This window comes from Chryseobacterium sp. SIMBA_038 (assembly GCF_046535115.1).
GTDB lineage: Bacteria > Bacteroidota > Bacteroidia > Flavobacteriales > Weeksellaceae > Chryseobacterium.
Genome location: NZ_JAWRXH010000039.1, coordinates 1 through 390, shown reverse-complemented (window position 1 = coordinate 390; position 390 = coordinate 1). Strand labels below are relative to the sequence as shown.

General features: G+C 34.1%; 1 protein-coding gene. It reads left to right on the top strand.

All coding sequences use genetic code 11. The features are described from left to right. Positions 1–75 precede the first annotated feature (75 nt). Positions 76–390: LytTR family transcriptional regulator DNA-binding domain-containing protein (locus tag SB689_RS22630; RefSeq protein ID WP_410694322.1), on the top strand; the 315-nt coding region annotated here is incomplete at its 3' end.

Below are 390 nucleotides of genomic sequence, written 5' to 3'. Positions count from 1 at the left end.
CTTGATTTTATTACCAAGCCTTTAACCACGGAACGCTTTCATTATTCTATGCAAAAGCTTTTTGATTTTTTTAAAGTGAAAGAAAAGTGTGAGTGCTATGATGCCATTCTTGGACAGGACTTCATTAATCTAAAAGAAAGCGGAAATATTTTTCAGGTCAGAAAAACAGATATTCTTTATCTGGAAGCATTAAAGGATTATACCCGAATCATTACTCTTGAAAAAAAGCATTGTATTCTGGACTCTTTAGGTAATCTTCTTCATAAAAATTTTTTTGACTCCTTTGTGAGAATACACAGAAGCTATGCAGTACCTCGACATCTGATCCGTGGAAAAAACTGTCATGAAATAGAATTGATACACCATATCAAGCTTCCTATCGGCAGAACC